This window comes from Empedobacter stercoris, from assembly GCF_020281205.1.
Lineage (GTDB): Bacteria > Bacteroidota > Bacteroidia > Flavobacteriales > Weeksellaceae > Empedobacter > Empedobacter stercoris.
The window spans coordinates 54,778-81,247 of the sequence record NZ_JACXZC010000009.1 but is presented as its reverse complement, the minus strand read 5'-3'; the positions used below and the strand labels follow the sequence as shown (position 1 = coordinate 81,247).

26 protein-coding genes, 1 tRNA gene, 1 pseudogene and 2 riboswitches are annotated in these 26,470 nt (G+C 31.4%); of the genes and pseudogenes, 13 read left to right on the top strand and 15 right to left on the bottom strand.

What is annotated here, in order from left to right:
* The first annotated feature begins 71 nt into the window (after positions 1-71).
* Positions 72-2,129, top strand: coding sequence for a TonB-dependent receptor plug domain-containing protein (locus IF125_RS06305; protein ID WP_225541882.1), 2,058 nt, complete (start codon positions 72-74; stop codon positions 2,127-2,129).
* Positions 2,129-2,575, top strand: a complete 447-nt coding sequence (locus tag IF125_RS06300; protein ID WP_225541881.1) for a thioredoxin family protein — start codon at positions 2,129-2,131, stop codon at positions 2,573-2,575. The genes IF125_RS06305 and IF125_RS06300 overlap by 1 nt, the downstream gene beginning before the upstream one ends.
* Positions 2,576-2,621: 46 nt before the next feature.
* On the opposite strand, the gene IF125_RS06295 is transcribed toward IF125_RS06300, so the two are convergent.
* On the bottom strand, positions 2,622-3,803 hold the full coding sequence (locus IF125_RS06295; RefSeq protein ID WP_225541880.1) for a homoserine dehydrogenase: 1,182 nt from the start codon (positions 3,801-3,803) through the stop codon (positions 2,622-2,624).
* Between the two features lie 117 nt (positions 3,804-3,920).
* Positions 3,921-4,018, bottom strand: a riboswitch (SAM riboswitch).
* Positions 4,019-4,466: 448 nt separating this feature from the next.
* Positions 4,467-4,567: riboswitch (SAM riboswitch) on the top strand.
* 44 nt (positions 4,568-4,611) lie between these two features.
* Between IF125_RS06295 and IF125_RS06290 the strand changes: the two genes are divergently transcribed.
* The 3 genes from IF125_RS06290 to metF all read left to right on the top strand — a co-directional run bounded on the left by IF125_RS06290 (position 4,612) and on the right by metF (position 9,435).
* On the top strand, positions 4,612-5,610 hold the full coding sequence (locus tag IF125_RS06290; protein WP_225541879.1) for a homocysteine S-methyltransferase family protein: 999 nt from the start codon (positions 4,612-4,614) through the stop codon (positions 5,608-5,610).
* Positions 5,598-8,264 carry a methionine synthase gene (gene metH, locus IF125_RS06285; protein WP_225541878.1) on the top strand — a complete coding sequence of 889 codons (2,667 nt, stop codon included), beginning with the start codon at positions 5,598-5,600 and terminating at the stop codon, positions 8,262-8,264. Before IF125_RS06290 ends, metH begins: the two co-directional genes overlap by 13 nt.
* Positions 8,265-8,478: 214 nt before the next feature.
* Positions 8,479-9,435: a methylenetetrahydrofolate reductase [NAD(P)H] gene (gene metF / locus IF125_RS06280; protein WP_225541877.1), complete on the top strand. Its 957-nt coding sequence runs from the start codon at positions 8,479-8,481 to the stop codon at positions 9,433-9,435.
* A 42-nt stretch (positions 9,436-9,477) separates the two neighbouring features.
* Here metF and IF125_RS06275 read toward each other — a convergent pair whose 3' ends face one another.
* Positions 9,478-10,101, bottom strand: a complete 624-nt coding sequence (locus IF125_RS06275; protein ID WP_225541876.1) for a hypothetical protein — start codon at positions 10,099-10,101, stop codon at positions 9,478-9,480.
* Positions 10,102-10,193: 92 nt separating this feature from the next.
* Here IF125_RS06275 and IF125_RS06270 point away from each other — a divergent pair, with 92 nt between their 5' ends.
* A complete protein-coding gene (locus IF125_RS06270; RefSeq protein ID WP_225541875.1) occupies positions 10,194-10,640 on the top strand; it encodes a KTSC domain-containing protein in 447 nt (148 codons plus the stop codon).
* Between the two features lie 53 nt (positions 10,641-10,693).
* Here the strand turns inward: IF125_RS06270 and pdxH are convergent, their stop codons facing one another.
* Positions 10,694-11,341, bottom strand: coding sequence for a pyridoxamine 5'-phosphate oxidase (pdxH, locus tag IF125_RS06265; protein WP_225541874.1), 648 nt, complete (start codon positions 11,339-11,341; stop codon positions 10,694-10,696).
* 72 nt (positions 11,342-11,413) lie between these two features.
* Between pdxH and IF125_RS06260 the strand changes: the two genes are divergently transcribed.
* Positions 11,414-11,965 (top strand): YqgE/AlgH family protein, encoded by a 552-nt coding sequence (locus tag IF125_RS06260; RefSeq protein WP_171622799.1) that lies wholly within the window; start codon positions 11,414-11,416, stop codon positions 11,963-11,965.
* A gap of 12 nt (positions 11,966-11,977) precedes the next feature.
* On the opposite strand, the gene IF125_RS06255 is transcribed toward IF125_RS06260, so the two are convergent.
* Both IF125_RS06255 and IF125_RS06250 read right to left on the bottom strand, forming a co-directional pair.
* Positions 11,978-12,787, bottom strand: coding sequence for an aminotransferase class IV (locus tag IF125_RS06255; protein ID WP_225541873.1), 810 nt, complete (start codon positions 12,785-12,787; stop codon positions 11,978-11,980).
* An 11-nt stretch (positions 12,788-12,798) separates the two neighbouring features.
* Entirely contained in the window at positions 12,799-13,182 is a 384-nt protein-coding gene (locus IF125_RS06250) for an START-like domain-containing protein (RefSeq protein WP_225541872.1), read from the bottom strand.
* A 114-nt stretch (positions 13,183-13,296) separates the two neighbouring features.
* Between IF125_RS06250 and IF125_RS06245 the strand changes: the two genes are divergently transcribed.
* Positions 13,297-13,370, top strand: a tRNA-Met gene (locus tag IF125_RS06245).
* A gap of 60 nt (positions 13,371-13,430) precedes the next feature.
* Here the strand turns inward: IF125_RS06245 and IF125_RS06240 are convergent.
* The gene (locus IF125_RS06240) at positions 13,431-14,282 is read right to left on the bottom strand and encodes a DUF6515 family protein (RefSeq protein WP_225541871.1); all 852 of its coding nucleotides are present in this window, start codon (positions 14,280-14,282) and stop codon (positions 13,431-13,433) included.
* 230 nt (positions 14,283-14,512) lie between these two features.
* Between IF125_RS06240 and IF125_RS06235 the strand changes: the two genes are divergently transcribed.
* A complete protein-coding gene (locus tag IF125_RS06235) occupies positions 14,513-15,562 on the top strand; it encodes a nucleoid-associated protein (protein ID WP_171622796.1) in 1,050 nt (349 codons plus the stop codon).
* Between the two features lie 116 nt (positions 15,563-15,678).
* Here IF125_RS06235 and IF125_RS06230 read toward each other — a convergent pair.
* The 5 genes and pseudogenes from IF125_RS06230 to IF125_RS06210 all read right to left on the bottom strand — a co-directional run bounded on the left by IF125_RS06230 (position 15,679) and on the right by IF125_RS06210 (position 19,506).
* Positions 15,679-16,028, bottom strand: a pseudogene (locus IF125_RS06230) (DUF2200 domain-containing protein).
* A gap of 28 nt (positions 16,029-16,056) precedes the next feature.
* Entirely contained in the window at positions 16,057-16,776 is a 720-nt protein-coding gene (gene pepE / locus IF125_RS06225) for a dipeptidase PepE (RefSeq protein WP_225541870.1), read from the bottom strand.
* A gap of 74 nt (positions 16,777-16,850) precedes the next feature.
* Positions 16,851-18,170, bottom strand: a complete 1,320-nt coding sequence (locus IF125_RS06220) for an ABC transporter permease (RefSeq protein WP_225541869.1) — start codon at positions 18,168-18,170, stop codon at positions 16,851-16,853.
* Between the two features lie 12 nt (positions 18,171-18,182).
* Positions 18,183-19,115, bottom strand: a complete 933-nt coding sequence (locus tag IF125_RS06215; protein WP_225541868.1) for an ABC transporter ATP-binding protein — start codon at positions 19,113-19,115, stop codon at positions 18,183-18,185.
* Positions 19,116-19,173: 58 nt separating this feature from the next.
* Positions 19,174-19,506, bottom strand: a complete 333-nt coding sequence (locus IF125_RS06210; RefSeq protein ID WP_188320085.1) for an MGMT family protein — start codon at positions 19,504-19,506, stop codon at positions 19,174-19,176.
* 41 nt (positions 19,507-19,547) lie between these two features.
* Between IF125_RS06210 and IF125_RS06205 the strand changes: the two genes are divergently transcribed.
* Positions 19,548-20,090, top strand: coding sequence for a hypothetical protein (locus IF125_RS06205; RefSeq protein ID WP_188320086.1), 543 nt, complete (start codon positions 19,548-19,550; stop codon positions 20,088-20,090).
* Positions 20,091-20,144: 54 nt separating this feature from the next.
* Here the strand turns inward: IF125_RS06205 and IF125_RS06200 are convergent, their stop codons facing one another.
* Positions 20,145-20,336, bottom strand: coding sequence for a cold-shock protein (locus tag IF125_RS06200; protein WP_171623630.1), 192 nt, complete (start codon positions 20,334-20,336; stop codon positions 20,145-20,147).
* 135 nt (positions 20,337-20,471) lie between these two features.
* Between IF125_RS06200 and hemW the strand changes: the two genes are divergently transcribed.
* The 3 genes from hemW to rocD all read left to right on the top strand — a co-directional run bounded on the left by hemW (position 20,472) and on the right by rocD (position 23,723).
* On the top strand, positions 20,472-21,599 hold the full coding sequence (hemW, locus tag IF125_RS06195) for a radical SAM family heme chaperone HemW (RefSeq protein WP_225541867.1): 1,128 nt from the start codon (positions 20,472-20,474) through the stop codon (positions 21,597-21,599).
* A gap of 17 nt (positions 21,600-21,616) precedes the next feature.
* Positions 21,617-22,423 (top strand): glutamate racemase, encoded by an 807-nt coding sequence (gene murI / locus IF125_RS06190; RefSeq protein WP_225541866.1) that lies wholly within the window; start codon positions 21,617-21,619, stop codon positions 22,421-22,423.
* Positions 22,424-22,490: 67 nt separating this feature from the next.
* Complete coding sequence (gene rocD / locus IF125_RS06185) at positions 22,491-23,723, top strand: ornithine--oxo-acid transaminase (protein WP_225541865.1); 1,233 nt, start codon at positions 22,491-22,493, stop codon at positions 23,721-23,723.
* An 82-nt stretch (positions 23,724-23,805) separates the two neighbouring features.
* Here rocD and IF125_RS06180 read toward each other — a convergent pair whose 3' ends face one another.
* The 3 genes from IF125_RS06180 to porV all read right to left on the bottom strand — a co-directional run bounded on the left by IF125_RS06180 (position 23,806) and on the right by porV (position 26,446).
* The gene (locus IF125_RS06180; RefSeq protein ID WP_171623626.1) at positions 23,806-24,207 is read right to left on the bottom strand and encodes an OsmC family protein; all 402 of its coding nucleotides are present in this window, start codon (positions 24,205-24,207) and stop codon (positions 23,806-23,808) included.
* 9 nt (positions 24,208-24,216) lie between these two features.
* Positions 24,217-25,122, bottom strand: coding sequence for a pirin family protein (locus IF125_RS06175; RefSeq protein WP_225541864.1), 906 nt, complete (start codon positions 25,120-25,122; stop codon positions 24,217-24,219).
* 124 nt (positions 25,123-25,246) lie between these two features.
* On the bottom strand, positions 25,247-26,446 hold the full coding sequence (gene porV, locus IF125_RS06170; protein ID WP_225541863.1) for a type IX secretion system outer membrane channel protein PorV: 1,200 nt from the start codon (positions 26,444-26,446) through the stop codon (positions 25,247-25,249).
* Positions 26,447-26,470: the final 24 nt, after the last annotated feature.

Genomic DNA, 26,470 nt, shown 5'->3' with positions numbered 1-26,470 from the left:
TTAAAAAATTCATTTTTAATAATATTTTTGTTAGATTTGTCTAACTTTTAAATTAGTCTAATAAATACAGCATGAAAAATACTTTAAGCATCCTCATTTCAACTTTACCATTACTTGCACTCTCCCAAAACATAAATAATGATAGTTTAATAGTAAAAGATTCTACCGAAAAATTAAATGAAGTGGTAGTTACAGGCACTATGAAAGCTATAAAAAAATCTGATAGCCCCGTGCCTATTGAAATTTACACTACAAATTTTTTAAAAAAAAATCCAACCTCATCACTTTTTGATGTTGTACAATTAATAAATGGTGTTCAACCACAACTAAACTGTAACGTTTGCAACACAGGTGATATTCATATTAACGGAATGGAAGGTCCATATACCATGATTTTAATTGACGGAATGCCAATTGTTTCTTCTCTATCTACAGTTTATGGATTGAGTGGAATTCCAAATTCTTTGGTAGAACGTATAGAAGTCGTTAAAGGACCAGCTTCTTCACTTTATGGAACAGAAGCCATGGGTGGAATAATTAATGTGATTACAAAATCTCCGAAATCTGCTCCGAAATTATCTATAGATGCTTTTACAACTTCATGGTTAGAAACCAATCTTGATGGAGGATACAAGTATAATATTAGACAAAAAGTGAATAGTTTATTTGGTTTTAATTACTTTAAATATGGAAATAAAAAAGATAAAAATAACGACGGATTTACGGATGCAACACTACAAGATCGTTTCACGTTATTTAATAAATTTGATTTTGAACGTCAAGAAAATAGAACAGCATCAGTTGCGTTACGTTATTTATACGAAGATCGTTGGGGAGGTGAAATGAATTGGAAACGTAAATTACACCGAGGAGGTGATGAAGTTTACGCCGAAAGTATTATGACAAATCGTTTTGAGGCGATCGGAATGTATCAATTACCTGTAAAAGAGAAAATAATGACTCAATTTTCGTATAATTTTCACCAACAGAATTCATTTTATGGTCCAGAATCTTATCAAGGTAAACAACAAGTTATTTTTGCTCAAGCCTATTGGGATAAAATAATTGGACAACATAGTTTACTTTTAGGATCATCGTTTAAATATACGTATTATGATGATAACACAAGAGGTGCTGGAGAATATGATGAACATAATAATCTAATCAAGAACAATCCAATGAATACTCCTATTCCTGGTGTTTTTCTACAAGACGAATGGACTTTGAATGCTGAAAATAAAGTATTACTTGGTTATCGATTTGATTACGACAAAATACATAAAGGAATACATTCTCCAAGAATTGCATACAAACTTTCACCTTTATCGTATCATACTTTAAGAGCTAGTTTTGGTACGGGATTTCGTGTTGTAAATGTATTTACAGAAGATCATCGTGCATTAACTGGAGCTAGACAAGTAGTTTTTGAAAATGAATTAAAACCTGAAAAATCATATAATGGAAATATTAATTATGTATTCAAATTACCAACTTCTTTTGCAGCATTAAACTTTGATTTCACAACATTCTATTCTTATTTTACAAATAAAATTATTGCGGACACAGACACAGATGAGACAAAGATTATCTACGACAATTTAAACGGACACGCAATTTCTCAAGGGGTATCTTTGAACGTAGATGCAACATTTGATTTTCCGCTAAAAATAATGCTTGGCGCAACGTATATGGATGTGTACAAAAACGAAAATGGAAAAAAAGAAGTACAATATCATGCTCCAAAATGGTCTGGAAATTTCTTAGCAAGTTATGCATTCAAAAAAAATTTAAGTGTTGATTTAACCGCCAATTATAATGACAAAATGAAATTACCTCGTGTGGAAAATGATTATCGTCCAGAATATTCAAAACCAACTTTTATAGCAAATATTCAATTTACCAAATCATTTAAAAACAATATTGAAATCTATGGTGGCGTAAAAAATCTTTTTAATGTCTTACCAAAAGGTGATGTCATTGCTCGTTGGTGGGATCCTTTTGGAGAACCGGGAAATGGCGTAACACCTCCACAAGGTAGGAATGATGTTATTTTTGAACCAAATGATTACAGTTATACAGCAATGCAGGGTACTCGTGGTTTTTTCGGAATTCGTTATAACTTAAAATAATGAAAAAATTACACATCATTTTTCTACTGTTATCAATTTATAGTCAAGCACAAATTTCATTCGATAAATTAAATTCTAATTTCCATGAAAAACCGAAACCTATATTGCTCTTTTTTTCAACAAAGTGGTGCAGCTATTGCTTAATTCAAAAAAAACAAATTGAAAAAGATAAGAGTTTATTCCACTTTTTAAATAACGAAGTTTATTATTTAGAAGTAGATGCAGAGTCGCATGATACTATTTATTTTTTAGAAAAAGTTTATCAACCTAAAGAAAAACTACATGCTTTTGTTGAGGAATTTATTTCAACAAACGAACAGATTAATTATCCGTATTGGGTTTTAATCTCAAAAGATCTTAGAATAGAAATGACCTATTCTGGACTTATTAAAAACAAATCATTTAAAATCCTATTGGAAAAGTATTTTAAAGGCCCTAATTTTTAGATTTAAAAAAAGCCTCAAGATAATTTAAGGCTTTTTATCCTAAATATTACTCAAAAGCAATTATTGAAAGATTTGTATTTTCTATAATTTCTTTTTGTTTAAGCTTCTCAATATCAATTACACCAACTATATGGTTGTAATTTTTACTCTGATAACGTTCTTCTATTTCCTCAAAAAAACTTGAAACATCATCTGTTTGGTTTTCAAATCCAATGTAAACACGTTTTTTCCCATTTTGATTAAAAATACCCTCGTGTTGATTTTCATATTTTCGAATCGAATATTTATAGTCATATTTCAACGCAGAAATATCACTCAAAACCGCTGAAGATGTAGGGAAACGCCCTGCTCCTTTTCCATATAAAAACTGCTCATCGGAAAGCGAACTTCCGATCAATACACCATTGTATTCATTATTTACTAAAGCTATCGTTTTATTAAGCTCAACAAAAGTTGGTAAAACTGTAGACGTAATTTCTCCTGTTTGATGATTTATTTTTGAATTCGCAATTAGCTTAATTGTGTAATTTTTTTCGTTCGCATATTTAAAATCTTCAACTTTCAAAGCAGTAATCCCTTTACAAATAATAGCTTCTACTTCAATTTTTTTACCAAAAGCATGTAATGTAATAATCGACAATTTACTCGCTGCATCAAAACCTTCCACATCTGCCGTTGGATCAGCTTCAGCAAAACCACTTTCTTGTGCTGCTTTCAAAGCATCTTGATACGATTCATTTTCATTCGCCATTTTAGTCAAGATGTAATTTGTTGTTCCATTCACGATTCCAGAAACATAATTCAATAAATCATTATCGAAATATTCTTCTAAATTTCGAATAATTGGTACAGAACCACAAACAGAGGCTTCATAAAGGAAAGAAACATTGTTTTGTTCTTGTAATTCTAATAATTCTTTGTGATGGTCAGCAATCAATTTTTTATTGGCACTTACAACATGTTTCCCATTAACAAAAGCTTTTTTGATGATATCATAAGCTGCATCTGGATCAGAAATCAATTCTACCACAACATTTATTTCATCATCATTTAAAATATCTTCTGCATTTGTCGAGAATAATTCAGTTGGTGCATTTCTTATTTTAGAATCATCTTTAATTACAATTTTTTTAATCGCTGCATTTAATTGTGGTTTCTCTTCTAAAACCTTATAAATCCCCTCTCCTACTACTCCAAATCCGAATAATCCGATATTTATTTTTTTCATTTATTTATTTCTTTACTATTGATTTTATCAGAAAATGTGAAGAAAAAAGGAAATTTTAAAATAATAACAATTGAATCAGTTGTATTAAGAATAATACTGAATGATGGTTATCGTAGTTATTTATCTTCCCTTAACAGGATGGAATTAGCACCTTGATTGTAATCAGGTTGCTAAAGTTTCTTAGGGCCATTTCCCTCCACTTTTCTTGATAAAATATAAAATTTTACTTGAGCTATTTCTGAGGGCAAATTTAGTACAAACTATTTCAATTTTCCAAATATTAAAACATACATTTATTTATAATTTTCTAATTAAAGTTCTAATATGATTTAATTTCAGAATTATTTTCTAAAATTTTTATTATTTAATGATTTGATTCTATAAAAATGATTAAAAAGTAAAAACAAATCTTCTAATTAATTCTGGAAAATTAAAAAAACCTAATAATATTCTAATTTAAAACATCTCAAATAAGTATTAAAGATATTTTTTACATCAATTAACGTATTGTAAGAATATTTTTCTACGTCAATGATTTTACAACCAAAAATAATCAGGTTAAGTTTATGGAATGATTAACTTATTTTGACATGTCTTCTTCAAATAATAATTATAATGATTATCATTTTTTTATTTTAAAAGGAATGGATAATTTTGCAGATAACCTTATAAAGAATAGATGGAGGGATTAGGCCCGTAGATATCTTGGCAACCCAAAGGAAAGTTGGGTGCTACATCCTACTCAAAAAAGAGAAAGATAAGGACTTACCTCGCAATTCTTCCCATAAGGTTTTAATAAAATAGTAAAATGAAATTAAACGATATACTAAAAGAACGTATTGTTATTTTAGATGGTGCTATGGGAACAATGATCCAAAAGCACAATTTGCAAGAGGAAGATTACAGAGGAGAAAGATTCAGAAATTTCCATACATCTTTAAAAGGAAATAACGATTTATTGGTGTTAACACAACCACAAATTATCAAAGATATTCATAGAGAGTATTTAGCTGCTGGCGCAGATTTAATTGAAACAAATACATTTAATGCGAATATCATTTCGATGATTGATTATGATATGGTTGATTTAGTTGATGAATTAAATTCGGAAGCCGTTCGTTTAGCGAAAGAAGCTTGTGCGGAATATTCTACTCCAGACAAACCTCGACTTGTTGTTGGTTCTTTAGGTCCTACAAATAAAACAGCATCGATTTCACCTCAAGTGAATGACCCAAGTTACCGTGACATCGATTTTGACACTTTAGCTAATGTTTATTTTCGACAAGCTAAAACAATGTTAGAAGCAGGTGTTGATGTATTGTTGGTTGAAACTATTTTTGATACCCTAAATGCTAAAGCAGCATTTTATGGCATTCAAGATGCGATCGAAAAAACTGGAATCAACGTTCCATTAATGGCTTCAGGTACGATAACAGATAAATCTGGACGCACACTTTCTGGACAAACAACTGAGGCATTCCTTATTTCTTTAGAACATATTGATTTACTTTCAGTTGGCTTAAACTGTGCGTTAGGCGCTACAGATTTAATTCCATACTTAGAAGTTTTAGCAGAAAAAGCTCCTTTTTATGTAAGTGCATATCCAAATGCAGGTTTACCTAATGCTTTTGGTGGATATGACGAAACAGCAGAAATGATGCGTGAACATATTCGTCCATTTTTAGAGAAGAAATTGGTCAATATTATTGGTGGTTGTTGCGGAACAACACCAGATCATATCAAATTAATGGCAGATTTAGCAAAAGAATACGAACCTCGAAAAATCAATGTAGCATGTCAAGCGTAAAAATTCAACTTTCTGGATTAGAACCATTAATTGTACGCGAAAATTCAAACTTTGTAAACGTTGGAGAACGCACAAATGTAACTGGTTCAAAAAAATTCTTACGATTAATCAAAGAAGAAAAATTTGAAGAAGCACTTCAAGTTGCGCGTGATCAAGTAGATGGTGGCGCACAAATTATCGACATCAACATGGACGAAGGCATGCTTGATGGTGTAGCTTCAATGGTAAAATATTTACGATTAATTGCTTCCGAGCCTGATATTTCAAAAGTTCCGATTATGATTGATTCTTCTAAATGGGAAATCATCGAAGCTGGATTAAAAAATGTACAAGGAAAAGCAATTGTCAACTCTATTTCTTTAAAAGAAGGAGAAGAATTATTCATCGAGCACGCCAAAAAAATCAAACGTTACGGTGCTGCAACTGTTGTAATGGCATTTGATGAAAAAGGTCAAGCTGATAATTACCAACGTCGTATTGAAATCGTAAAACGCTCGTATGATATATTGGTCAATCAAGTAAAATTCAATCCAAAAGACATCATTTTTGATGTTAATATTTTCCCTGTTGCAACAGGAATGGAAGAACATCGCCGAAATGCAATCGACTTTTTTGAAGCGACAAAATGGATCAAAGAAAATCTTCCTTATGCGTTAGTTTCGGGTGGAGTTTCTAATGTTTCGTTCTCGTTTCGTGGTAACAATGCAGTTCGAGAAGCAATGCACTCAGCCTTTTTATACCACGCAATTCAGCACGGAATGGATATGGGAATCGTTAATCCTGAAATGATTGAGATTTATGATGATATTCCAAAAGACTTATTAGAACATGTTGAAGATGTTTTATTGAATAGACGTGATGATGCCACAGAACGATTGATTGATTTTGCAGAACATTTAAAAGGTGTTACAAAAGAAAAAAAGAAAGATGATTCTTGGCGTGAATTACCTTTAGAAAAGCGAATAGAAATAGCTTTGGTAAAAGGGATTACTGAATTTATAGATGAAGATACGGCTGAAGCATTAGATCAAATTAAATCACCACTTCAAGTTATTGAAGGTCCATTGATGGATGGAATGAATGTCGTAGGAGATTTATTTGGAAGTGGTAAAATGTTCTTACCACAGGTTGTAAAATCGGCTCGTGTGATGAAAAAAGCTGTAGCCTATTTAACACCTTATTTAGAAGAAGAAAAACTAAGAAATAAAACTGACAAAGAACCATCTAAAATATTGATAGCAACTGTTAAAGGCGATGTACATGATATCGGAAAAAATATTGTTTCTGTTGTATTAAGCTGTAATGGTTTTGAAATTATTGATTTAGGTGTTATGGTCCCTTCTGAAAGAATTTTAGAAGAAGCTCAAAAAAATAAAGTCGATGTAATTGGACTTTCGGGATTGATAACACCTTCTTTAGACGAAATGGTACATGTTGCTAAGGAAATGAAACGCTTAAATCTCGATATTCCATTAATGATTGGAGGTGCGACTACATCAAAAGCCCACACCGCTGTTAAAATTGCTCCGCAATATGACAAAGCCATTCACGTATTAGACGCTTCGCGTTCGGTTACCGTTTGTCAAAAATTAATTGGTTCGCAACAAGCAGAATTATTTACAGAAACGGAAACAGATTATACTAAAATCAGAGAAGGTTTCTTAAATCGCGCTGTTGCAAAAGAATACCTAACAATTGAAGAAGCTCGTAAAAATAAATTGCAATTAGATTTTGAAGAAAATAAACCATTCAAACCAAATCAATTGGGTGTATTTACGCATCAAGCAAGTGTAACTGAGTTAAAAGAATTTATCGACTGGACTCCTTTTTTCAAAACATGGGATTTACATGGAAAATTCCCTGCGATTTTAGATGATGAACTTGTCGGTGAAAATGCCAAAGAATTATACATTGATGCATTGTCAATGTTAAACAGAATCGAAGCCGAAAATTTAGCAAGACCGAAAGCTGTTTACGGTTTATTTAAAGCGAATACGGTAAACGATGACACGATAGAATTGTTTGATGAAAACGATCTTAAAATAGAAGAATTCTACACACTTCGCCAGCAAGCGAAAAAATCGAAAGATCAACCAAATATGTCAATTGCTGATTTCATAGCACCGAAAGATTCAACTATACAAGATTATATTGGCGCTTTTGCTGTAACTGCTGGTCAAGAAATTGAAGAAGTTGCTAAAGCGTACGAAAAGAACTTGGACGATTACAATTCGATTATGGTCAAAGCAATTGCTGATCGTTTAGCTGAAGCTTATGCAGAATATTTACACAAATATGTTCGAACAGAAGCTTGGGGATACGCATCTGACGAAAATTTAGCAAACAATGAATTAATTGCTGAAAAATACAAAGGAATTCGTCCTGCTCCTGGTTATCCTGCTTGCCCTGATCATTTGGAGAAAGAAACAATTTTTAACATATTAGATGTTGAGAAAAATGCTGGGATCGAATTAACAAGTTCGTTAGCCATGTACCCTGTTTCATCAGTTTCGGGATATTATTTTGGGAATCCGAAAGCTAAATATTTTGGTGTCGGAAAAATTAAAATGGATCAAGTAGAAGATTTTGCTCAACGTAAAAATATAGATTTAAAAAAAGCGGAACGTTGGTTAGGACCAAATTTGGCTGATTAGAAATTAGTCAGATTCTTAGACAAGCTCAGCATGACAACAAATCACGAGTTTCGAACTTCTGACTTCAAAAAAAATGCGTTAGGGATTGTAGTGAAAATCCTTTGCTGACCAGCAAAGATTGTAACGAAAAGCCCGCCCGAAGGGAACGCCCTAAAAAAAGAAAATATACAATCGGAATTCGAGCTTCGAACTTCGTTAAACGATAAAATAAAGAATGAAAGTTACTGAACATATAGAACGTGCGAATGGAAAACCGTTGTTTTCTGTTGAAATTTTACCTCCTTTGAAAGGTCAAGATGTAAATGCAACGTTTAAAACTTTGGATCCTTTAGTGGAATTGAATCCTGCTTTTATCGATGTGACTTATCATCGACAAGAGTATATTTACAAACAAAAAGAGAAGGGTTTGTTGAAGCGGTATCAAGTGCGAAAACGACCTGGTACAGTAGCGATTTGTGCTGCTATCCAAAATCACTATAAAGTTGACGCAATTCCGCATTTGATTTGTGGTGGTTTCACAAAAGAAGATACAGAAGATGCTTTGATTGATTTGAATTTCTTGGGCATTGATAATGTATTGGTTTTACGAGGAGATCCGATTAAATCTGAAAAATCATTTGTGCCAGAAGTTGGTGGACATGCGTATGCTTCAGAATTAATTGAACAAATTACTGCTTTGAATACTGGAAATTATTTGGATGATGATTTGCAAGAATCGCATCCGATGGATTTTTGTTTGGGTGTAGCTGGTTATCCTGAAAAACATTTCGAATCGCCAAACCTTGCAATAGATTTGCATTATTTGAAAAAGAAAGTTGAATTGGGAGCTGATTACATTGTGACACAAATGTTTTTTGACAATCAGAAATACTTTGATTTTGTCCAAAAGTGTCGAGAAATGGACATTAATGTTCCGATTATTCCTGGAATAAAACCGTTAACAACTTTTAATCAATTGACTAAAATTCCACAAAATTTCTACATCGATTTACCCGAATCCTTGTCGATGGAAGTGTTGAAAGCAAAAGATAAAGAAGCGATTAAAGAAATTGGCTTGGAGTGGTGCGTTCAGCAATGTAAAGAGTTAATGGAATTTGGTGTTCCTGGATTGCATTTTTATACGATGAGTAACTCGATTAATACAAAAAAGGTTGCTGAAGCGATTTTTTAATACCATAAATAAAAAGAGAAAGCAATTAAAGTTTTCTCTTTTTTATTCAATCCTACTATTTTTTAAAGGTGTTTCTTTTAGGAAATCATTCAATTGTTGAATTTCATTTTCGTAATCATATTTTAAATCTTCGTGAAATTTATCAAAAATAGACTGAATTAATTTGAGTCTTCCAGCTTGGTATTTAAATAATTTTTCTGCATTTTCACCTGTTGTATATTTATTAAACAGATATGAATATCGTGTAAATGATTCTTGCAAAATATATTTTCTTAATTCAAATTCGGACACTTTGTCTTTTGTAATTTGAACATGATAATTCACAATTCCACTCAGTGTTTTGAGTGTTAACAATAATTGTCTATGACTTCGAATAATATTAATCTGATTAATTAAGTGATTAGACTTTTTGAACTGTAAATCAATCTTTTCGTAAATTATTTTTACTCGATCTTGCAAGTCACTTTCATCCTCTAACAATTGAAAATGTAAATGCTCTACCAACGTTTCATCTTTATTTATAAGACGCAAAAGAAGCTTGTCTTTTTCTTTTGTAGGTAAATCTAAAATTGCAATTTTCAATGCTGGAACATCTTTCAACTTCATCTCTATTTGTTTGGTGTTAGCTTCACTAAAATTACAACTTTCTTTTACAAAAAAAATCATTTATCATCATCTTAACCAAACTTATTCCTATTAAAAGTATTTCGTGATTAATATTCCGTACTTTTACAAACCGAAAAAAGGGTTAAAAAATTATGAAAAGCGTTGTAGAGCACAGAAAATTACTTGGAGTTGATAAAAATGTCACTTTAAAAGAGTTGAAAACAATTTACAGAAATACGATGAAAGATGCGCATCCTGATAAATTTGTGAACGATGAAGCAGGTAAATTAGAAGCTGAAGAAAAAAGTAAAGTCGTGATTGAAGCGTATCATTTTTTGGTAAGCGTTAATCCTGAAACACACGAAAAAAATAAAGAAGAATATACGACAACTACGACAAAATCTAACATTCATGATTTTTACATGGACGAACAAATTTTGAAAGTTGAACATTTAGACGGTAATCATTACGAATATTTCGGTGTTCCTAAAAATACCTACATCAAAATGGTAAATTCTGATTCACCAAGTCGTTTTGCAAGAAGACACATTTACGGTAAATTTACACATCGTAAAGCGGGTGAAGCAATGAAAAATTAAACTTAATCAATACTATAATAAAAGCCTCTAAATTAGAGGCTTTTATTATTTTTTTAAGGAGCTAAACGCTCTTTTTTCCAATCAAAATCTTCTTGTAATACATAACGAACTCTGTCATGTAAACGACTTGGACGTCCTTGCCAAAACTCAATTTCTGTTGGTCGAATTAAAAATCCACCCCAATGCTCTGGACGAGGAATTTCTTTTCCTTCGTATTTTTTTTCTAACTCTAATTCTTCCGCAGCCAAATCTTGGTTCTCATCTATTACAGAACTTTGAGCAGAAATCCATGCTCCTAACTGACTACTACGAGGTCGTGTTTCGAAATATCCGTCCGAATTATTATCCGACGTCTTTTCAGCTACACCTTTTATAATAATTTGTCTTTCTAAAAATGGCCAAAAAAATGATAAACATACTTTCGGATTTTCTAACAAAGCTTTACCTTTTTGACTATTGTAATTGGTATAAAAAATAAATCCTTCATCTGTATATCTTTTCAATAATACGACACGTGTTCTCGGAAAACCATCGTCGCCAATCGTTGCAACAGACATTGCGTTTGCTTCATCTACGCCATCAGAATCCTCAGCTTGTAAGAACCAATCACGAAATTGTTCGATAGGATTTTCTCTTAACGAATCAAAATTCATGGCTTGTTTTTCGTAGACTTTTCTTTTATAACTTAAATCTTGTTTCATTAATGTTTATTTTATATTTTTATTTACAAATCATTATTTCGTTAAGATTTTACACTATAAAACCGAAACAAAATGTCTATCAAAAGTATAAAAAAAGGAAGTATTTTAGTCGCTAAACCAACATTAAATAATGATATTTTTCAACGAAGTGTTATTTTAATTACCGAACACTTAGAATCTGGAAATATTGGTTTTGTACTTAATCATTCTTCACACATACCTATTAGTATTTTTGTTTCTGAGATAGAATCCACTTCTATTGTTTTTGAAGGTGGACCAGTTGATAAGGAAAATATTTATTATCTACACAAACGCCCTGATTTAATACGAAATAGTGAAAAAATAATTCATAATTTATATTGGTCTGGAAATTATGATGATGTGCGAGAAGCGGTAAATCAAAAGTTGATAAAAGAGAATGAAATTAAGTTTTTTATGGGTTATTGTGGTTGGGCTCCTAAACAAATTGCTGACGAATTAAAAAATAATTCATGGACGGTAAGAGATTTAGATTTTGATATTTTCGAAGAATGGGATGCTGATTTGTGGAAAAATTTGATGAAGAAACTTGGAGGTGAAAACTTGATTTGGTTAAACACCCCCGCAGATCCTTCTATGAATTAATTGATTTCTAAATTACAAATAACTAAAAATCAACTTTGTCTTATCCGTATTATATTCTTTTTTTCGATTTTTGGTAATTGGTAATACCCCAATACCATCTATCAAAATAAATACCTCTTCTGCTTTCTGAATTTCGAATGGAAAAATTTCTGATTCCTCCACTTTAAATTCTTCCGATTTATTGATCTTCGTAATAAAATTATTTCGCAAAACACTTGATATTACTCCTTCTTCCTTTTTAGGTGTACGAATCGTTTCTCCATTTACGACAAAAATAGCACCTCGTAAAGAACGTGCCATTTTTTTATTGGCATTCAACAGAATAATATCTGCATAGTCATTCTCTAAACGGTAGATTTCTGCAATATTTTCTTCTGGGCGATACGTGTTAACAAGTGAATAAAAAGCTGTGTTGATAGCATAGTCTTTATAAACATCGATTTCGTTTTCACTTTGCAAAAACTCCCAATCTTGTTCACTATTTTCAATAGAAATCAGATAATTAATTGAAGCTTTTAAATAATCTTCTTCATTATTTCGGAAGACAAAAAACTCGACCTTACCTGATTTAGTTTGATTAGCTTCGGCTATTAAATTGATTTGTTCTTGAAAAAATTCTGGTGTAAAATCTAATGGAATATTCATGCGATAAATACGCATAGAGGCCATTAAATTAAAATAATGATCTTCCCAATCTATAATTTCACCATTTACAAATCGTAAAATTTCTTTTACAGCATCACCATTTCGAAAAGCTCTGTTCTGAATACTAATTTCTGCATTTGCTTGTTCGATGATAAGGCCACCTAAGTTAATTTTCAAAATAATAGATTTTAAACAGATCCTAAGATTTTTTTAAGGTCTTCAATTTGACTTTCCCACAATTGTTTTGATTCTTCAACCTCATCTTCATCAGCAAAATCTGTGATTACTAATGATACATCATTTGTTAAATCGTCTTCTACAATTGTTAATTCGAAGAAATACTTTGTGTCTTCATCATGTTCCCATTGAAAACGTACATAACTATCTTGCTTAGATTTCATCAAAAAAGCAGATTCTTCGTGTCCGTCCCAAATAAAAGTATATTTTTCTCCACGAGAATTTACGTTATCTGCAAACCACTCAGACAAACCAGAAGGGTTTGAAATATAGTTATATAACAAAGACGGTGAAGACTTAATTGAAAATTCTACTTGATATTTCTTTTTTGGCATAATTCTATTTAATTGAAGTCGCAAGATATAAAATGAATTGTATCTACCAAAGAAAAATAAAATAAGTTTTGTTATAAATTCAAAAAAAAATTATATTTGCAAAAATTAAAATTAGGCGAGGTAGCTCAGATGGTTAGAGCGCAGGATTCATAACCCTGAGGTCGGCAGTTCAATTCTGCTCTTCGCTACATCAAAAAGTCCATACAGCAAGCTGTTTGGACTTTTTTCATTAACTACTAAAACTTATACTAATCTAAATAACCTACTACTTGATAAGCTCTTGAACCTCTGTAATAAATTTTTTGATATAAGACATCTCCAAACTCATACAAATACTCTCCATCATAATTTATTCTTTCATAACCTGCTGGTAAAGCATAAACAATTGCACCAATTGGAGCTTGAACCACTTCGTAATAATTTCTATTTGGTCTATAATAAACTCCTTCGTAGAAATAAAACGGATTACGATTACCAACATTAATTGTTACATAACCTACAGGTAAAACATTGATTCTGAACCCTACATAAGGCATATATCTTACATAACCACTATTATACGGACGATAATAAATTCCATTGTTACCATAGAAATTATAATTGTTGTAATTGTATTTGTGATAATTTCTTACATTAACATTTGAAACAGGGCGTTTTCCTCTATAATTATTTGAACTTGAGCTAATACGAACAGGATCTTTATGAAAATCTCTATTTTTCAAACTCTCAGATCGATTCCCTTGGTTATTTTCTCTGTTATATCTTTGGTTGTTACTATCTCGGTTCGCACTTGGTCTACTACTTATTACAGCAGTATTATTTCTATTGATTCGTGAACTTTCGACACGACTTGAACTTATATTCGAATTTTTCCAAGAATCACTTTTACTATTTCCTCGATCAATTCTATCTGTTCTATTTCCTTCGACACGACTAACTCTATTTGTACTTTTAGCCATTTCAGAACGGCTATTCCCTTGGCTTCTTGATACTTCTCTTGAAGAATTTCCTCTCTCACCTCCTCTATCTTGAGCATTTACACCCACAGCTAACATGGCTGTAAAAGCTACTCCCAAAAGTGTAAATCTAATTTTTCTCATCATCTAACCTTTTAAATATTAAGACATCTATCCTATTACTATTTTCATGCCATAATTATAGTTTGCTGTTCGCTTTCAATTTATTATCATCAAAAAAAAATATAATAGATTAATTATCAATACATTAATTTTACAATTTTGTTTGACAATTTTGTTAATATTTTTTTAATCATTCAAGGTTTGCATTGATTTTTGAAATCATTACTTTTGTTTTTAAGAAATTAGAAACAATGATTGACGTTAAAAATGCTTACATCGCCTTTATCAGTTTACAAAAAGTAGGACATAAAGTTCGGGAAGAAGCAAATATTTTTGCTGATAAGACACTTGAGTATGACGAATCTAAGGAAGAACAATTGGTTCCTTTCTTATTAAGTCCGTTCAAAAAAACACTCGAAATTAATCATTTTACTCATTATACAGAAAAATTAGAATTTAATGTTTTGTATAATCAATGCAAGCAAATGTTTGACGAAGAGACCGATTTTATAGATTTTTCGCAGGAAGTTTTAAGTCATTTATATGAAAAATCATTGCATCCACAAATCAAGAGTGGTGAAGTTTTCATTACACTTTTCGAAAATATGATGTTTGATGGAATAGTATGTCGAGGAATTGGAATTTATAAGTTAGAAAACAAGAAAAAATTCTTACGTTTTGACGAATCAAAGGGATTAGATTATAATATATGGAAAGGTTATAAACTTGAAGGAATAGATAAAGCTTGTCTTATTCTTGATGCTTATCGTGACGAAGGATTTCGTGTATATTCTATTGATGATAAAAATGTTGAGTCTGAATATTGGAAGAAAAATTTCTTAGAAATTGATTTAATAAAAGACAATAATTACCATACAAAAAAGTACATGGAGCTGATTACTGACTTTTCAAATGATTTCTTATTAGACAAAACCGATAAAAAACAGCAGGCAGAATTTATTTCAAACTCTATAAATGTATTGAATTCAAATGAAATTGTAACCAACGAAATTTTTGAAGATCAGGTGTTAAAACCATTTGAAATTATTGATGAATTTAAAGAATACAAAAAAGATTACAGTGAAAATAATCGTGTAGAGTTTGTAGAATCCTTTGAAGTTTCTGTTCCTACTTTGATGAAAGAATCAAAGAAAATCAAAAGTGATATTAAATTAGATACAAAAATTAACATCAAATTAGATTTAACTAATCCAGATGCGGCGGAAGAATATTTGGAACGTGGATTTGATGAGGAAAAGAAAATGTATTATTACAAAGTGTATTTTAATTCAGAACAATAAGATTAATTTCAATATAATATAAACACTGTCCCAAATTGTGGACAGTGTCAATATTTTATAAAAAAAGCGGTTTTGTAAGTTATTGTCAATTATTATGTATCTATTTGCACAAAATTTTAGATGGTATTTCTAAAAATTTTATCCAAAGATTTTCCCTTTGCTAATTCATCAATCACTTTATCCAAATATCTAATTTTTTTATATAGCGGATCTTCAATTTCTTCTACTCTGTATCCACAGATTAACCCTTAATTTTATCTACATTTGGATTTAATTTAGCTTCAGCAAAAAAAGTTTCAAAATCTATTTTTGATTCTATTTTTCGATCCAAATCATTTTTAGTGTAACCTGTTAACCAAAAAATAACTTCTTCTAATTCTTGAATTGTTCTTCCTTTGGATTCTATTTTTTTGATATAATGCGGATATACACTCGCAAAAGACATTTTAAAGACCTTTGTATTCATTCGAAATAAATTATTGGATATAATAAATTTACAAATAAATAGATTCTTCTAATATACCTGATTTTACTTCAATAGCCGATTGATTGGGTTTAAAAATTCGAGCTGTTAAATCTCCTTTCAATTCGATTGTTCCGTTTTCTACTCTCAACCAACTTCCTTCTCTTAATCCGATTACAGTTTGTCTATTAAATTTATGAAATTCGTTGATTCGCGTTTCTCTCGTTTCACCTTTATGCGTAGAGTTTAGATCTGGATCCAAATAATGAGGATTAATATTAAATGGTAAAAACTGCAAGGCATCAAAACTTGGTGGATACACAATAGGCATATCATTTGTCGTTCCAATTGTTAAACCTATCAAATTACTTCCTGCGCTACTACCCATATATGGAACACCTTCAGAAATTGTATTTCGTATAGCTTCAATTAAACCTAATTCGTACAAAGTTTTAAGTAATAAAAACGTATTTCCTCCTCCAACAAAAATAGCTTTTGCATTACAAATGGCTTCTTTCGGATTTTCATAAGTATGTAAACCTGTCACTTTTATACCAAAAGGTTGCAAAGCAGTAACCACATTGTTCGTGTATTCATCGTGCGAAATGCCAGAAGGTCGCGCAAATGGAACAAAAAGTAATTCATCTGTTTGTAAAAAATCTAAAATCTCTTCTCGAATATATTCTAAATATCCACTACCATAAATTGTACTTGTGCTAATCACAAGCAATCGATAATTTGGATGTATCATAAAATCTAATTTTTATCAAAGTTAATTCTAAAAACAAAAAACCGAAGCATTTTTACTTCGGTTTTTATATCGTTTTAATTTTTATACGAGATCCATTTAATCATTTCTTTTACGGTTGGTTTTTTACCATAAATTAAAATTCCAATTCTGTAAATTTTTCCAGCCATATAAACCATAAAAATAGTGCTGATTAACAATAAAAATAAGGATAACGCTAATTGCCAAATCGGAACATCGAATGGAATTCGAGTAATCATAGAAATTGGAGAAGTTAGCGGAATCATCGATAACCAAAAAGCGACAGGACCATCTGGATTTTCGAAAGTCGTCATGCTTCCATAAAGTCCAATCATCATTGGCACTAAAGGAAAATATGTAAATTGTTGTGTATCTGTATCATTATCTACAGCCGAGCCAATTGCTGCAAAAACTGAACTGTAAAACAAATAACCTAAAATAAAATAAGCAATAAATACAAAAATAATTAACGGATAATTAAATGTCAATAAAACTTCGCTAATCTCTGTTATTTTTTGCATCATATCTGGGTTCGACTCTGCTAATTGAGCTTGGTTCATCATTTGTTGCGACATATCCATTTTAGACGCTGCGACAGCTGGAAAAATCATCAACAAAGCCATAGTCATTCCAATCCAAATCGCAAATTGAGTAACTGCAACCATGGTTGTTCCCACAATTTTACCCATCATCAATTCGAAAGGTTTGACAGAAGATATAATGATTTCAACCACACGGTTATTTTTTTCTTCCACAACAGAGCGCATTACTTTTACACCATATATCATCACAAACATAAAAATGATGTACGTTAAAAACATGGCTAAAGCAATTTTCAACTCCATTCCTTTGTCTTCTTTTCCATCCGAAACATTGAAAATATTCAAGTTAACCCGAGCTTTAGAAGCTTCTAAAGCAGTTTCGTTGATACCTGACTTTGTTTGTTTCTCTTTCTCTATTTTATCACTAATTGTGCGTGATATTTTTTCACGATCTGTGATTCCCAAATTACCATTGGTAATTAACTCGGTATTTTTTTCAATATTTTCATAGTTACCATCTGTATTTTTTGGAATGTGAAGAATGGCATTCAAATATTCACTTCCTTTCAATGTATCTTTTATTGATTTCAATTCTTGAGGCGTATAAATACTAAACATCATTTGTTTAGAAGATTTAAACGATGTAATAAACTCAGAACTTTCATCCACAATTGCGATATTTTTGACTTCTGAATTATTGGCAGAACTTAAAAAGAAAATTACCGCTCCTGCTCCAACAATCAATAAAGGAGAAAGAAAGGTCATAATAACAAACGCTTTGTTTTTTACTTGTGAAAAAAATTCGCGTTGTGCAACCAAAAATATATTTTTCATTTATAATTAAGCTTAAAGATTAGAAATAGAACTTTGTTTAACAGCTTCTAAAAACACGTCATTCATCGAAGGGATAATTTCTTTGAATTGATGAACTTGACCAATTTGCATTAACTTTTGTAAAATTTCGTTTGTTGGTGTTTCTTTATTGTATAAAAGATTAAACTCTGTTCGTTGATTAAAATTTCTCATGTCAGAAATTTCAAATTCATTTGCTAAATTTTGTAGAGCATCCGATGTTACTTCATCCAATTGAATAGAAAATTTACCAGTTTTGAATTGATTTCTCACTTCTTCTATTGTTCCGTCTAACACTTTATTAGATTGATTGATTAATGCAACATGATCACACATTTCTTCAACAGATTCCATTCTATGGGTCGAAAAAATAATTGTCGTCCCTTTATCTCTTAATTCCAAAATTTCATTTGCAATGATTTGCGCATTTACAGGATCAAAACCACTAAAAGGTTCATCAAAAATTAACAACGAAGGATCGTGAATAACCGTAATAACAAACTGAACTTTTTGTCCCATTCCTTTCGAAAGTTCACTCAATTTTTTATTCCACCAAGACATCATATCAAGTTTTTCGAACCAATATTCGGTACGTTTTCTTGCTTCAGCAGAAGAAAGACCTTTTAATTTCGCAAAATAAAGGGCTTGTTCTCCTACTTTCATATTCTTGTATAACCCACGTTCCTCTGGCATATAACCAACTTGACCAATTGATTTTTTTGTCAAAGGCTCTCCGTTTAGTAAAATTGTTCCGCTATCAGGAGCTGTAATTTGGTTGACAATACGAATAAACGTTGTTTTTCCAGCACCATTTGGTCCCAATAGTCCATAAATAGACCCCTGTGGAATGTTGATACTAAAATTGTTGAGTGCAACTTTATTTTTATATTTCCTTGTTAAGCCTTCGGCTTGCAATAAAAAATCCATTATCTATATCATTTGATTTGTAAAATTAGTAAGAAGAAAGTACATTTCGTTACAGATTTTAATGAGATTCGTTCGGATCCCATACAATTTCTTTAAAATTGACCACTTTATCATTTACTATCTCTATACCTTCATTTTCCAACAATTGTTGCATTAAACTCGAAGGATTAAAATGATGCTTTCCTGTTAATTGACCATTTCTATTAACCACTCGATGAGCTGGAACATCATCTCGATGGTGTGAATGATTCATTGCATAACCAACAACACGTGCTGAAAATTTTTCACCTATACTTTTCGCTATCAATCCATAAGTAGAAACTCGTCCTTCTGGGATTTGACAAACGATTTGGTAAATTTTCTCATAAGTATCAGAAATAATTTTTGTCACAATCTAAACATTTATTGTAAATTTAGATAAACTAATAGAATATGAGCCAAAAAGTTCCCATTAAATCTCTTTTAAGCCGTCCACGTTTTAAGGTATTTACACATCTATCAAAACAAGAATTTATACAATTAATTAAAAAGCATTTACAAGAAAACACAACCGAATTTGGAGGTTATGCAAATATAGAAGTTGCTATGGTTCGAGTAAGAAAAGATAAAGATAAATATTGGCATCCCCAATTACAAATTCGAATTGAAGAAGATGATGATCATCCAAATTATTTGGTTGTAAGAGGAATTATTGGTCCTAAACCCAGCATTTGGACATTTTTTGCTTTCCTTTATGGATTAAGTGGTGCTGTTTTTATAACATTAGGCTCGTATGCAATTTCAGAATACATAGTAAAAGGTGAAAGTATATGGATTTGGTCTGTTCCGTTTTCTGTTATATTGGCTTTAGGAACTTATTTAGCAAGTTTATATGGACATCAATTGGCCAAATTTCAATTAGGAAGATTGTATCATTTTGTAAATACGTTATTAAATGATGCAGAATTTTATGAAAACAATGAAAATATAAAATAAAAAAAGCGACCAATCCGGTCGCTTTACAAGAAATATGTTGAGATAATATATTAATTAGATTACTTTCACATTAACGGCGTTGATACCTTTTTTTCCTTGTTCTAAGTCAAATGATACTTTATCATTTTGAGCTACTTTGTCTGCCAAACCAGAAACGTGTACGAAGTACTCTTTTCCTGATTCATCATCTTTAATAAATCCGTATCCTTTTTCTTCATTAAAGAATTTTACAGTTCCTTTATTCATAGTATTTTATTTACGCCGATAAAGATATAAGAATTATTTTCAAAACCAATACTATATTCATTTTTTTTTAGTTTTTTTTTGTTCCATTTTTTTAGACTACCAATTCAACCTAATTTTGCCTAATATTTAATTATTTTGGCAGGAATCTATATTCATATCCCCTTTTGTAAACAGAAATGTAGTTATTGTGACTTTCATTTTTCTACAAATCTTAACAACAAATCTAATCTGGTAAAAGCGATTAACAAAGAGCTTTTACTTAGAAAAAATGAAATATCACAACCACTTGAAACTATTTATTTTGGTGGAGGAACTCCTTCTATCCTTTCTGAAATAGAATTAGAAAGCATTTTCGAAACGATTTTTAAAAATTATTCAACCCAAAATTTAAAAGAAGTTACACTCGAAGCAAATCCAGATGATTTGAACCAAGAAAAACTTAAATTCTTAAAATCAACTCCTATCAATCGTTTTTCGATTGGTGTACAATCGTTTTTTGAAGAAGATCTACAATTAATGAACCGTGCACACAATGCACAAGAGGCAGAACGATCGATAAAACTTGTTCAGGATTTTGGTTTTGATAACATCACAATTGATTTGATATATGGTTCTTCGACAACTACTAATGATATGTGGATGAAGAATCTTCAGCAAGCAATAAATTTAAATGTTCCGCATATTTCTTCTTATGCTTTAACGGTTGAAGAGAAAACAATTTTGGATCATCAAATCAAAAAAGGAATCACAAAACCTGTTGATGAAGATCGTCAAAATAAACAATTTCAGCTCTTAGTTGATACCTTAACATCGAATAATTTTATACAATACGAGATTTCTAATTTTGGAAAAGAAAATTATTTTTCTTTGCATAATTCCAATTACTGGAAAGGAATTCATTACATGGGAATTGGTCCATCTGCTCATTCTTACAATGGAAAATCACGTGCTTGGAATATAGCCAACAATACAAAATATATACAAGCAATTAATCAAAATAATTTACCTCAAGAAATTGAAGTGTTAAATGAAGCTGAACGATTTAATGAAATGATAATGATCGGATTAAGAACTATATACGGAATAGATGTTGATCGAATAAATTCTGAATTTTCTCAACCTATACTTGACTTATTTTATCAAGAAATCAATCAGTTAATTAAAGAAAATCTTATCATCAAACAAGAAAATAAAATCATTTTGAAACCTGAATCAAAATTTTTTGCTGATGGAATTGCATCAAGATTATTTTACATCGATTAAATTGTTAAATTTGCGTTATGAATGATAACAGACCAATAGGTGTTTTCGACTCTGGTGTTGGTGGTTTGATGTTTGCAAAAGAAATAAAACGTTTGCTACCAAACGAAAGTTTAATTTATTTTGGTGACACTCAAAATTTACCTTACGGAGAAAAATCTAAAGAAGCGATTACACAATTTTCGGTAGATATTACTAATTTTTTAAAGGACAATGATTGTAAAGCAATTTTAGTTGCATGTAATTCTGCAACTGCGAATGCTTTGAAAGAGATTAAAAATGCTGCAGGAAAAGATATTCCTGTTATTGATGTTATTTCTCCCGTTGCTGAAAAAGTATCGTTCGAACTAAGAGAAAAAATTGGCGTTATTGCAACAAAAACAACAGTTAATTCAGGTGCATACAAAAAAGCAATTCGGCGTCGCAATAAACACATCAACGTAGTTGAAATGGCAACTCCACTCTTGGTACCTGTTATCGAAGAAGGTTTCGCAAATTCTATTATTTCTAAAGCTGTTTTAGAAACTTATTTGTTAAACAAAAAATTAGAAGGAATTGATTCTATTATTTTAGGGTGTACTCATTATACTCATCTTGAAAAAGAAATCAATCAAGTATTCGAAGGGAAAGTTGATATTGTAAATTCGCCTTTAATAGTAATTAATCAAGTCATTTATCAATTAGCGAAAGAAGGAAAATTAGCAGAAAAAAATGCTGCTGCAACCTATACTTTTTATATTTCTGTAAACACAGATAACATTATAAAAGTTGCTAAAAAATTCTTTGGAAAAGATATTCAATTAATTGAAAAAAAATTAATGAACTAAATAGAACCGACTATCATTTGTCGGTTTTTTTATAGATAATAACATACAAACAAAAACAAATTATTACATGGAAAGAACATCAGAATTAATTGCATTAGAAGAAAAATACGGAGCTCATAACTATCATCCGCTTCCAGTAGTTTTGGAAAAAGGAGAAGGAGTTTACGTTTGGGACGTAGATGGAAAAAAATATTTCGATTTCCTATCTGCTTATTCAGCTGTCAATCAAGGACATTGTCATCCTCGAATTATTAATAGATTAAAAGAACAAGCAGAAAAATTAACGTTAACTTCTCGTGCTTTTTACAATGCTGAACTTGGAAAATATGAAAAATTTCTAACAGAATTGTTCGGTTTCGAGAAAGTACTTCCTATGAACACGGGAGCTGAAGCTGTTGAAACTGCTCTAAAAATTGCTCGTAAATGGGGGTATGAGAAGAAAGGAATTGCAGCTGGTGAAGCAATTATTGTTGTATGTAAAGACAATTTCCATGGACGTACAACAACTATTATTTCTTTTTCGAATGATGAAGATGCGCGTAAAAACTTCAATCCTTATACAAGTGGTTTTGAAGCCGTTGAATACAATGATGTAAATGCTTTGAAACAATTATTTGAAGAAAAAGCTGACAAAATTTGTGGGTTCTTAGTAGAGCCTATTCAAGGTGAAGCTGGTGTTAATGTTCCTTCTGAAGGATATTTAAAAGCTTGTGAAGAATTATGTAAACAACATAATGTTTTATTTATTGCAGATGAAATCCAAACAGGAATTGCTCGTACAGGAAAAATGTTAGCGATTGATCATGAAAATATTAATGCTGATGTTTTAATTTTAGGTAAAGCTGTATCGGGTGGAGTTTATCCTGTTTCTGCTGTTTTAGCAAATGATGAAGTGATGAATGTGATTAAACCAGGACAACATGGTTCTACTTACGGTGGAAATCCTTTGGCTGCAGCGGTTGCAATGGAAGCTTTACAAGTTGTTTTAGACGAAAAATTAGCTGATAACGCAGAAAAATTAGGTCAAATTTTTAGAACAGAAATCACTAAAATGGCTGAAGAATTTCCTTTATTCAAATCGGTTCGTGGTAAAGGTTTATTAAATGCTATTTTGATCAATGATACGCCAGAATCTGAAACAGCATGGAATTTCTGTGTTGCAATGAAAGATAACGGTTTATTGGCTAAACCTACACACGGAAACATCATTCGTTTCGCTCCTCCTCTTGTGATGAACGAAGAACAATTGCACGAATGTTTAGCGATTATTCGTAAAACTGCAGAAGAGTTTAACAAATAATATAGCATAAAAAGACTCCTTCTTTTACATTACTAAAAAAGTTAAACACTTTTGAGTCAGTTAATAGAAGGAGTCTTTATTTCTAAATGAATTCTATTGTCGTTTCAATTTCGTGACCTTTATCTAAGATTTTGTGTATTGGACAAGAATTTGCAACTTTTAATAATCTTGTTTGCTGTTTTTCATCAAAATCACCTTCGATAATTACGTGACGATGAAATGTTATTGGTTCGGTTGTAATCAAATCATAATTCACATCAACCTCCACTTTTTTGTATGGAAATTCTTTGTGATTCATATACATTTGCAATGTAATCGATGTACAAGAAGCCAAAGCAGCACCTAACAATTCACTTGGTTTTGCAGCTGTATCCAAACCTCCTTTATCAATTGGTTCATCAACTGTAAATTCGTGCTTACCTGATTTTATTTTTGAAATATAATTTTTATCCGTCGAAGTCGACGTCACATTCACTTCACTCATTTTATTTATTTATTTTTCGTTTCCTTTAATTCTTGAATTCTTTTGTGCTTGTGGCATTGGCACATAATCGTCATCTCCTGGTACTTTTGGAAATCGGTGATTCACCCAATCTTCTTTTGCTTTTTCGATCGTTTCTCTTGAAGAACTCACAAAATTCCAAAAAATAAAATGTTCTTCTGGTAATTCTTCACCTCCAAAAATATAAACCGTTGAACCTGCTTCAATTTCAAATTCACATAATTTAGCATCTTTGGCAACCAATAATTGTTTCGTCCCATAGGTTTCACCTGCATCTTTTATAGAGCCTTCTAAAACATACAACGCAGATTCTCCAAAAAGATCTTTTCCTAACGAGACATTGAAAGTGTTTTTCGCTTTAATTTCGATTAAATACATTGGCGAATAAACAGGTACCGCAGATTTGTGCTCACCAAATTTCCCCGCAATCAATCTGTAATCTGCATTGTCATCTGACCAAGTTGGTAGTTTTTCTGCATCAACATGTGTAAAACTCGGTTCCATATTTTCTAATTCTTTTGGGAGTGCTACCCAAATTTGTAAACCGTGAAGCGTTTTGTCTGTTGTACGTAAATATTCGGGTGTACGCTCCGAGTGCACCACACCTTTTCCTGCTGTCATCCAATTTACTGCTCCAGGTTTTATCTCCAATTCGGTTCCTAAACTATCGCGATGCATAATTGCACCTTCGAACAAATACGTCAAAGTAGACAAACCAATATGCGGATGTGGACCTACATCAAGATTTTGATAATCTTTCAGCTTTGTTGGTCCCATATGGTCGATAAATACAAATGGCCCGACATGTCTTTTCTGACGAAAAGGCAATAATCTACCCACTAAAAAGTTGCCAATATCAGCCGCTTTCTCTTCTAAAATTAATCCAACATTAGACATATAGTATACGTTTTTATTTCATGTAAAGTTCGTTTTAATCCTGCCTTTAAAACTTGATTTAAGTTAACAAATAAAAAAAGGTTAGCCAATAGCTAACCTCTTTTATAACTTTATATTAACGATTTTAGTAATCGTAACTGTTTTGAGTTTCTCCTCCAAAGTTCCACGCAATACCAAAACGTAATGTATTTTCTAAGGCATTGTTCGTTTCTGACATTGGAATTAAGTAAGAAGCATTAAATGCAAAAGCATTGTATTTAAGCCCTAAACCTAATGTTAAATGCTGGCGATCCCCTTTCATTGGGCTTTCGTGGAAATAACCTGCACGTATAAATAAAGCATCGTTGTAAGAATACTCTGCACCAACTGAATACGTAATTTCTTTTAATTCTTCGCTTCCTCCTCCTGGTGCATCACCAAAAGAACTAAAGATACCTTCCATTACACCTTTATTTGGGATGTAACTATTTGTTATATTCCCTTCTTCATCATATTCATATTGAGGTGTTGGAACTAACAATTTAGAAAACTCTGTTGTGATAGCTACTTTATTGTAATCATCAAATTTAAAATCATAACCAACTCCTAAACGTAATGTTGTTGGCAAATAAGATGCGTTCTCTTCTGAATTTGAATAATCTAATTTAGGACCAATATTAGAAATTTGGAAACCTCCACGTAATTTACCTTCAAAATTATTTGTATCCATTGTTTCTGATTGGTAATAACCAGCTAAATCTACCGCGAAAGTATTAGCTGGTTGAACTGTAGCGTCATCAACTCCGTTAAATATGTCTGAACGAATAAAACGACCTGTAACTGCCATCGAATAGTTATCTGTTAAACGTAAACCATACGATAAGTCGATCGAAAATTCATTTGGTTTTGATGTTCCCATAGGATAAATTGTACCTCCATGTTCTTCGTTCAATTCAATATCACCCATTTTAAAGTAATAAATACTCGCTCCTAATGTACTACGTTCATCTTGTCCTAAAAAAGTATAGTAAGAGGCGTTTAACAAGAAAACATCGTTTGTTAATGAACTCATATATGGCGTATAGGTGAACGCTACTCCAGAGTAATCTGGTGCAAAAGCAAATTTAGCAGCATTCCAATACTGAGAATAGTTATCCGCCGATGTCGCAACACCTTGATCTCCTAAACCTCCTGCACGTGCATCAGGTGGGATTCTTAAAAATGGTGCTCCCGTTAAAATTGGATTTGATTTTGTATAATCTTTATCTGTATTATTACTTCCTGTATCTTGAGCATAGGTAAAAGCCGATGCTAAAATCAATAAGCTTGCGGTAATTTTTTTCATTCGTGTTATATTGATTATATTTTT

Bases quoted from the DNA above. Each gene is read 5' to 3' on its own strand.
- IF125_RS06305 (WP_225541882.1), top strand. From the start codon at position 72: ATGAAAAATACTTTAAGCATCCTCATTTCAACTTTACCATTACTTGCA.
- IF125_RS06300 (WP_225541881.1), top strand. From the start codon at position 2,129: ATGAAAAAATTACACATCATTTTTCTACTGTTATCAATTTATAGTCAA.
- IF125_RS06295 (WP_225541880.1), bottom strand. From the start codon at position 3,803: ATGAAAAAAATAAATATCGGATTATTCGGATTTGGAGTAGTAGGAGAG.
- IF125_RS06290 (WP_225541879.1), top strand. From the start codon at position 4,612: ATGAAATTAAACGATATACTAAAAGAACGTATTGTTATTTTAGATGGT.
- metH (WP_225541878.1), top strand. From the start codon at position 5,598: ATGTCAAGCGTAAAAATTCAACTTTCTGGATTAGAACCATTAATTGTA.
- metF (WP_225541877.1), top strand. From the start codon at position 8,479: ATGAAAGTTACTGAACATATAGAACGTGCGAATGGAAAACCGTTGTTT.
- IF125_RS06275 (WP_225541876.1), bottom strand. From the start codon at position 10,101: ATGATTTTTTTTGTAAAAGAAAGTTGTAATTTTAGTGAAGCTAACACC.
- IF125_RS06270 (WP_225541875.1), top strand. From the start codon at position 10,194: ATGAAAAGCGTTGTAGAGCACAGAAAATTACTTGGAGTTGATAAAAAT.
- pdxH (WP_225541874.1), bottom strand. From the start codon at position 11,341: ATGAAACAAGATTTAAGTTATAAAAGAAAAGTCTACGAAAAACAAGCC.
- IF125_RS06260 (WP_171622799.1), top strand. From the start codon at position 11,414: ATGTCTATCAAAAGTATAAAAAAAGGAAGTATTTTAGTCGCTAAACCA.
- IF125_RS06250 (WP_225541872.1), bottom strand. From the start codon at position 13,182: ATGCCAAAAAAGAAATATCAAGTAGAATTTTCAATTAAGTCTTCACCG.
- IF125_RS06240 (WP_225541871.1), bottom strand. From the start codon at position 14,282: ATGAGAAAAATTAGATTTACACTTTTGGGAGTAGCTTTTACAGCCATG.
- IF125_RS06235 (WP_171622796.1), top strand. From the start codon at position 14,513: ATGATTGACGTTAAAAATGCTTACATCGCCTTTATCAGTTTACAAAAA.
- pepE (WP_225541870.1), bottom strand. From the start codon at position 16,776: ATGATACATCCAAATTATCGATTGCTTGTGATTAGCACAAGTACAATT.
- IF125_RS06220 (WP_225541869.1), bottom strand. From the start codon at position 18,170: ATGAAAAATATATTTTTGGTTGCACAACGCGAATTTTTTTCACAAGTA.
- IF125_RS06215 (WP_225541868.1), bottom strand. From the start codon at position 19,115: ATGGATTTTTTATTGCAAGCCGAAGGCTTAACAAGGAAATATAAAAAT.
- IF125_RS06205 (WP_188320086.1), top strand. From the start codon at position 19,548: ATGAGCCAAAAAGTTCCCATTAAATCTCTTTTAAGCCGTCCACGTTTT.
- IF125_RS06200 (WP_171623630.1), bottom strand. From the start codon at position 20,336: ATGAATAAAGGAACTGTAAAATTCTTTAATGAAGAAAAAGGATACGGA.
- murI (WP_225541866.1), top strand. From the start codon at position 21,617: ATGAATGATAACAGACCAATAGGTGTTTTCGACTCTGGTGTTGGTGGT.
- rocD (WP_225541865.1), top strand. From the start codon at position 22,491: ATGGAAAGAACATCAGAATTAATTGCATTAGAAGAAAAATACGGAGCT.
- IF125_RS06180 (WP_171623626.1), bottom strand. From the start codon at position 24,207: ATGAGTGAAGTGAATGTGACGTCGACTTCGACGGATAAAAATTATATT.
- IF125_RS06175 (WP_225541864.1), bottom strand. From the start codon at position 25,122: ATGTCTAATGTTGGATTAATTTTAGAAGAGAAAGCGGCTGATATTGGC.
- porV (WP_225541863.1), bottom strand. From the start codon at position 26,446: ATGAAAAAAATTACCGCAAGCTTATTGATTTTAGCATCGGCTTTTACC.